5 protein-coding genes and 1 pseudogene are annotated in these 6525 nt (G+C 64.5%); all 6 read left to right on the top strand.

Translation table 11 applies throughout. The features are described from left to right. Positions 1-155: 155 nt before the first annotated feature. A complete protein-coding gene (fliF, locus tag ACTHJ1_RS10510; protein ID WP_440191721.1) occupies positions 156-1820 on the top strand; it encodes a flagellar basal-body MS-ring/collar protein FliF in 1665 nt (554 codons plus the stop codon). After that, positions 1817-2830, top strand: coding sequence for a flagellar motor switch protein FliG (fliG, locus tag ACTHJ1_RS10505; protein WP_440191718.1), 1014 nt, complete (start codon positions 1817-1819; stop codon positions 2828-2830). Before fliF ends, fliG begins: the two co-directional genes overlap by 4 nt. Then, positions 2823-3581, top strand: a complete 759-nt coding sequence (gene fliH / locus ACTHJ1_RS10500; protein ID WP_440191715.1) for a flagellar assembly protein FliH — start codon at positions 2823-2825, stop codon at positions 3579-3581. The genes fliG and fliH overlap by 8 nt, the downstream gene beginning before the upstream one ends. Then, complete coding sequence (gene fliI, locus ACTHJ1_RS10495) at positions 3578-5065, top strand: flagellar protein export ATPase FliI (protein WP_440191712.1); 1488 nt, start codon at positions 3578-3580, stop codon at positions 5063-5065. Before fliH ends, fliI begins: the two co-directional genes overlap by 4 nt. Then, positions 5058-5507, top strand: coding sequence for a flagellar export protein FliJ (gene fliJ, locus ACTHJ1_RS10490; protein WP_440191709.1), 450 nt, complete (start codon positions 5058-5060; stop codon positions 5505-5507). The genes fliI and fliJ overlap by 8 nt, the downstream gene beginning before the upstream one ends. A 26-nt stretch (positions 5508-5533) precedes the next feature. Next, a pseudogene (locus ACTHJ1_RS10485) lies at positions 5534-6525 on the top strand (hypothetical protein); the annotation flags it as partial.

The following is a 6525-nucleotide window of genomic DNA, read 5'->3' as shown; positions in this document are numbered from 1 at the left end:
CACCCGAAATACGCTTGTTTTCGTCTATTGGCGAATGCGGGCCGACGCCGATAATTCATGCTCCCATACCTGAAGTCACGCTACATGCGTAACAAGCATTCCCTGCCGCCCATGCCGTATCCCAATCTGCACCGCTCAGCTCGCGGGAGCCGTCGATGAATCAGCAGGCTGCCCTCGGCACCTCGCTCCTGGCAAGGTTTCCGGCACTCGCCCGTATCAAGGCCCTCCCCAAACCCATCCTGCTCGGCGTCGCGGCTGCCCTGGTCGCCCTGGTCGTCGTTGCCGTCCTCTGGAGCCGGGGTCCCGACTACAAGGTACTGTTTTCCAACCTTGGCGATCGTGACGGCGGCGCCATCGTGACGGCCCTGGGGCAGATGAATGTGCCCTACAAGTTCAACAGCAACGGTACGGCCTTGCTGGTGCCCGCCGACCGGGTATACGACACACGTATGCAATTGGCTAGCCAAGGCTTGCCGCATGGCGGTTCGGTTGGCCTGGAAATCCTGGACAAGACACCTTTCGGAGCCAGCCAGTTCACCGAGCAGGTCAATTACCAGCGCGGCCTGGAAGGCGAGCTGGCACGCACCATCGAAGCCATCAACAGCGTACAGAGCGCCCGCGTACATCTGGCGATGCCGCGGCAATCGCTTTTCGTGCGCGACCGCCAGCCGTCCACGGCCTCGGTGCTGCTCAAGCTCTACCCCGGCCGCAGTCTGAGCCAAGCCCAGGTTTCGGCTATCGCCTATTTGGTCGCCTCCAGCGTTCCCGATCTGAACGCCGATCACGTTTCCATCATCGATCAGAACGGCCACCTGCTGTCCAACTCGCCGGACCAAGGTCGCGGCATGGATGCCGATCAGTTGCGCTATACGCGCGATATCGAGCAGCGCACGGTCGAACGCATCCTGACCATCCTCAACCCGCTGGTCGGCCCCGGCAACGTCCGCGCCCAGGTCAGTGCCGACATCGACTTCTCGCGCCGCGAACAGACCTCAGAAACTTATCGCCCCAACCAGGCTCCCGGTCAGGCCGCCATCCGCAGCCAGCAGACCAGCGATTCGCGTAAAAACGGTTCGGGCACAGCCGAAGGTGTGCCGGGTGCTCTGAGCAATCAGGCACCTGCAGCCGCTCAGGCGCCCATCGTCACGCCTTCCGCCCAGCCCGGCCAACCCGGCACCCTGAACACGCAGCAGAGCGGCACCCAGACCCAGCAGCAGAGCCAACCGGTCAGCCAGCAGCACGACGCCACGATCAATTACGAGCTTGACCGCACCATCACCCATACCAAGGACCAGGTAGGCCTGGTGAGGCGCCTTTCCGTGGCCGTGGTCGTCAACGATCTGCCCGGCAAAGACAGCAAGACGCCCAAGGCGCTACCGCCGGAAGAGCTCGCCAAGCTCACCGATCTGGTCAAGGAAGCCATGGGCTACGACGCTGCCCGCGGCGATTCGGTCAATGTGGTCAACAGTGCCTTCAACGACGCCGAGGTCACGCCGCCCGCATGGCGTGATCCGCAGACGATTGCCCTGGCAAAGACCATCATCGGCTGGCTGATCTTTGCGGCCGTACTGCTCTGGCTCTACCGCAAGATCAAGCCCGCAGCAGTAGACTATTTCTTCCCGCCGGTCGACGAAGAGGCCGAAAGACTGGCCCGCCTCGACGCCGAACGGGCAGCCATGGAAGCGGCTCGCGACCGCGAAACCAACCGCTACCAGGACAACCTCACTCGTGCCCGCGACATGGCGACCAAAGATCCTCGCGCCGTCGCCATGGTGTTGCGTTCCTGGATGGCCAGCCAAGATGAGCAACCTCCCAAATGAGCGGTCCTGACAACAAATCCCTCGACGGCCTGACCCGTAGCGCCGTCCTGCTGATGACGCTGGGCGAGGACGCGGCAGCACAGGTCTTCCGCTACCTGACAGCCCGCGAGGTGCAGCAGGTCGGCGGCGCCATGGCGTCGCTCAAGCAGGTCACTCGCCGCGACGTCGGCAATGTCCTGGAAGAATTCCGCCAGGAAGCCGATCAGTTCCTGGCCGTCAGCGTGGGCTCGGACGACTATATCCGCAGCGTGCTGACCAAGGCGCTGGGTAGCGATCGCGCCGCCGGCCTGATCGAAGACATCCTGGAGGCCGGCGAAGGCGGCAACGGCATCGACGCGCTGAACTGGCTCGACGCCACCACCGTCACCGAGCTCATCGGCAACGAGCATCCTCAGATCATCGCCACCATCCTGGTGCACCTCGAGCGGGACAAGGCTGCCGGTGTGCTGGCCATGCTCGCCGAGCGCACCCGTAACGACGTGATGCTGCGCATCGCCACCTTCGGCGGCGTGCAACCTGCCGCGTTGGCCGAACTCACCGACGTGCTCAACTCCATGCTGGCTGGTCAGAGCGCTAAACGAAGCAAGATGGGCGGGGTGCGCGCCGCGGCCGAGATTCTCAACATGATGGGCACGGCGCAGGAAGAGGCCGTGGTCAACAGCCTGCGCGAGCGCGACGCCGATCTGGCCCAGAGAATCGTCGACGAGATGTTCACTTTCGAGAATCTCATCGACGTCGAGGACCGCGGCATACAGCTCATCCTCAAGGAAATCGACAACGAAGTGCTCATGGTCGCCCTCAAAGGCGCACCCGAGGAAATGCGCGACAAATTCCTGCGCAACATGTCCAGCCGCGCAGCGGAAATGCTGCGGGAAGACCTCGACGCCCAAGGTCCGGTGCGCATGTCCAAGGTCGAGTCCGAACAGAAGAAGATTGTCGCTATCGCCCGCCGTCTGGCGGAAGCCGGCCAGATAACCCTGGGCAGCGCAGGAGACGACGCGTATGTCTGATCGCCCGTCCGTCGACACGCGTCATCCCCTGTCTCACGGCGCCGACTGGCGTCGCTGGGAGATGACGTCGTTCGACGAACCGGAAGTCGCGATCGAACCCGAAGTCCCCGTCCAGGCCGAGCCAGCAGGCCCCAGCCTGGAAGAAATCATCCAGGCCGCGCGCGACGAAGCCTATCGCGAGGCCTATCAACTCGGCCAGGCCGACGGCCACAGGCAAGGTTACATGCAAGGCCTGACCGAGGGCCGTCAAGCCGGCCATGCCGAAGGCCTGGCCGCAGGCCACGCCGAAGGTCTGGCCCAGGGCCGCGAACAAGGTCAGCAGGAAGCCGCCCAACTGCACACGCTGGTCAGCCGCGTCGCCGAAGCGATGAGCAGTCTGGAAGAACAAATGGGGCAAAGCCTCATCACGCTGGCACTCGATATCGCCGCGCAGGTGGTGCGCAGCGAGCTGTCCGAGCGTCCCGAATCCATGCTGCACGCCGTACGCGAAGTGCTGCATCTGAACCCGGCCGCGCCTCAAGGCGTGATGCGTCTTTGGGTAAACCCGGAAGATATCGATCTGGTGCGCTTGCACCTGGCCGACGAGCTTAAAGATGCCAATTGGCGAGTTCTGGCCGATGAATCCATCGAGCGCGGCGGCTGCCGCGCCGAATCGCCTTACGGGGACATCGACGCCACGCTCAACACACGCTGGCGCCGCGTTACCGCCTCCCTGGGCCGCAACGCAGTCTGGGAGCCGCCGCAGTCATGAACGCGCCCATCCACCCTGAAATTCAGCCTGGTGCCGGTACGCAGCCGGTGCCTTTGGCTGAGCGCTGGAAGACGCAGCTGGAAATCGGCTCGGTCCGAACTGCCGCAACCGACCCTTGGCTGGTCACCGGCCGCATCACCCGCGCTACCGGTCTGGTACTGCACGCCACGGGCCTGCGCCTGCCCGTGGGCGCCGCCTGCCGCATTGAAATCGCACGAGGCCACGATCATTGGGCCGATGCCGAGGTGGTCGGCTTCGACGGTCATACGCTTTACCTCATGCCGCAAGCCGATATTTCCGGTTTGCCGCCCGGCGCCCGAGTGATCCCTGCGGAACCGGCCGTACAACGGCGAGTGCCGCTGCCCAAGAAAGCCGAACTCAATGGCAACGCCAAGCCGCAGCTGGGCCGCCATCTACCCGTGGGCAATGCGCTGCTGGGACGTGTAGTCGATGGCGCAGGTCGCCCGCTCGATGATCTGGGGCCGCTGACCGGCGCCGAACTCGCCCCTCTCACCGCTCTGCCCATCAACCCACTTGCTCGTGCCCCCATCGACACCGTGCTGGACGTTGGCGTGCGTGCCATCAACGGCCTGCTCACCGTGGGCCGCGGCCAGCGCATGGGCCTGTTCGCGGGCTCCGGCGTGGGCAAGAGCGTGCTGCTGGGCATGATGGCCCGCTATACGCGGGCTGACGTCATCGTCGTGGGCCTTATCGGCGAGCGCGGCCGCGAAGTCAAAGAATTTATCGAACACAACCTGGGGCCTGATGGACTGGCGCGCTCGGTCGTCGTGGCCGCACCAGCCGATGTCTCGCCCCTGCTGCGCCTGCAGGGCGCCAACTATGCTACGCGCCTGGCAGAACACTTCCGCGACCAGGGCCTGGATGTCCTGCTCATCATGGATTCGCTCACCCGCTACGCCATGGCTCAGCGGGAGATCGCGCTGGCTATCGGCGAGCCTCCCGCCACCAAGGGTTATCCGCCATCGGTGTTTGCGCGCATGCCTGGGCTGGTCGAACGCGCCGGCATGGGTGCGCCCGGCGCCAACTGCAAAGCCGGCTCGATCACGGCTGTCTATACGGTGATGGACGAGTGCGACGATCAGCAGGATCCGATCGCCGATGCGGCCCGCGCCATCCTGGACGGCCACGTAGTGCTGTCGCGCTACCTGGCCGATGCAGGCCATTACCCGGCAATCGACATCGAAGCGTCGATCTCGCGGGCCATGACCTCGCTCATCACCCCGCAGCAATTCAACCTGGTACGGCGCTTCAAGCAGTCTTTTTCCCGGTATCAGCGCAACCGCGATCTGATCGCCGTGGGTGCCTACGCGGCGGGCAACGATGCTCAACTAGACGACGCCATCGCGCGCTACCCCCGCCTGGAAACCTTCCTGCAACAGGACGTCGCCGAGAGTGTGAATTACGAGGTCGCAGTCCAGCAGTTGCGCGCAGTGACCGACGCACGCGGAGACGCTCATGCCTAGTCACCTGCCGCTCGATACCCTGATCGATCTGGCCAAAGAACACGCAGATACGGCCGCCCGCGCCCTCGGACGTCTCAATCAGGAGCGCCAGCACGCCGAAAAGCAGCTCGATCTGCTGCGCGACTACCGCAACGACTACCTTACGCGCCTGCAGAAAACCATGCTTTCGGGCATGACAGCTTCCGATTGCCATAATTACCAGCGCTTCATCACTACGCTCGACGACGCTATCAGCCAACAGGTCGCCGCACTCGACGTACTGGACGTCAATCTTGAAAAAAGCCGCTTGCATTGGCAGCAGCAGCAACGCAAACTGAATGCCTTCGATACTCTGGCGCAACGCGAAGCCCGTGCAGCGCGCGTCGTCGAGGAACGCCGCGAGCAACGCGTCAACGACGAGCATTCGGCGCGAGTCGCCACTCGGCGGCATTCTTTCTACTGAATCGAACGCATCGCCACGGAGCGCCCATGACTACCGCCCTGAACCTCGCCACCCTGACCGCCGTCCCGGCGCAGCCGGCCTCGTCACAGGCCCAGGCGACCTCGTCCGCCGGCGCCGGAACCGGCGATAATCCCAGCTTCTCGCAAGTCCTGGCTGGGCAGTCTAGCAACAATACGACCCAAAACCCGAAAACGTCGAACAACGCGCCTGAGCAGACCCCGCAGGCTTCGCAGCAGACCGCCAGCGCCGCATCCAGCGGCACCGGCGCCGAGGCCGCCGGTCCGACGGGCAACGCCACGAGTCCGGTCAATGGCAAGCCGACCGGCAAAGGCAGTGCCAAGAACGACAGTCAGGACGATTCGATACAAACCCCTGCGATCATCGCGCTCGGTACCTTGGACGGCGCCGTGGTGAACCAGGTCTTGCCCGTGCACCAGGCAACGCAGCAAACCGTTCCCCCGCAAACCAACCCGACCGTTCCCAGCCTGCCACAGCAGGCGCTGGAAATTGCTGCACAAGTGGCTGCAGTGCAGACTCAGGTTGCGAGCCGCCAGGCCAGTCAGGTTGCTTCCCAGGGCTCGACGCCGAGCAGCAACACTCCTGTCGCGACCTCCGCCCCAACCACCAAATCCACCACGTCGACTGCCTTCGGGGCGGCGGCAACGGCCCTGCCTACGGCCGCATCGCCGCTGCAGGACACCGCCAACCCGGCGATCGAGCCGGCCGCCCACGCCTCGACGGCGCTGGCGCAGCCGATCGCTCAGCCTGCCGTGTCAGCGCCGGCTCAAACGCAAACGCGAACTCAACCTCAGGACGCTCGCCTCACTGCCGCCAACAACAGTGTCAACCCTGTGGCCTCAACCGCGAAACAGGCTATCGGCAACAGCGTCCGCTCCGCTATCGCCAAAACTGGCGACGACGCTCCGTCGACCACGCAGCAATCTCAAGTTCCGGTGGTAGCGGCCCAGCCTGTCATTCCAACGTTACCCCAGCACGCCGCGGTGACCGCCGCCCAGGC

Origin of the sequence: Bordetella sp. (genome assembly GCF_051960075.1) — a bacterium.
Classification (GTDB): domain Bacteria; phylum Pseudomonadota; class Gammaproteobacteria; order Burkholderiales; family Burkholderiaceae_B; genus Bordetella.
This window is presented reverse-complemented; position numbering and strand designations above follow the sequence as displayed.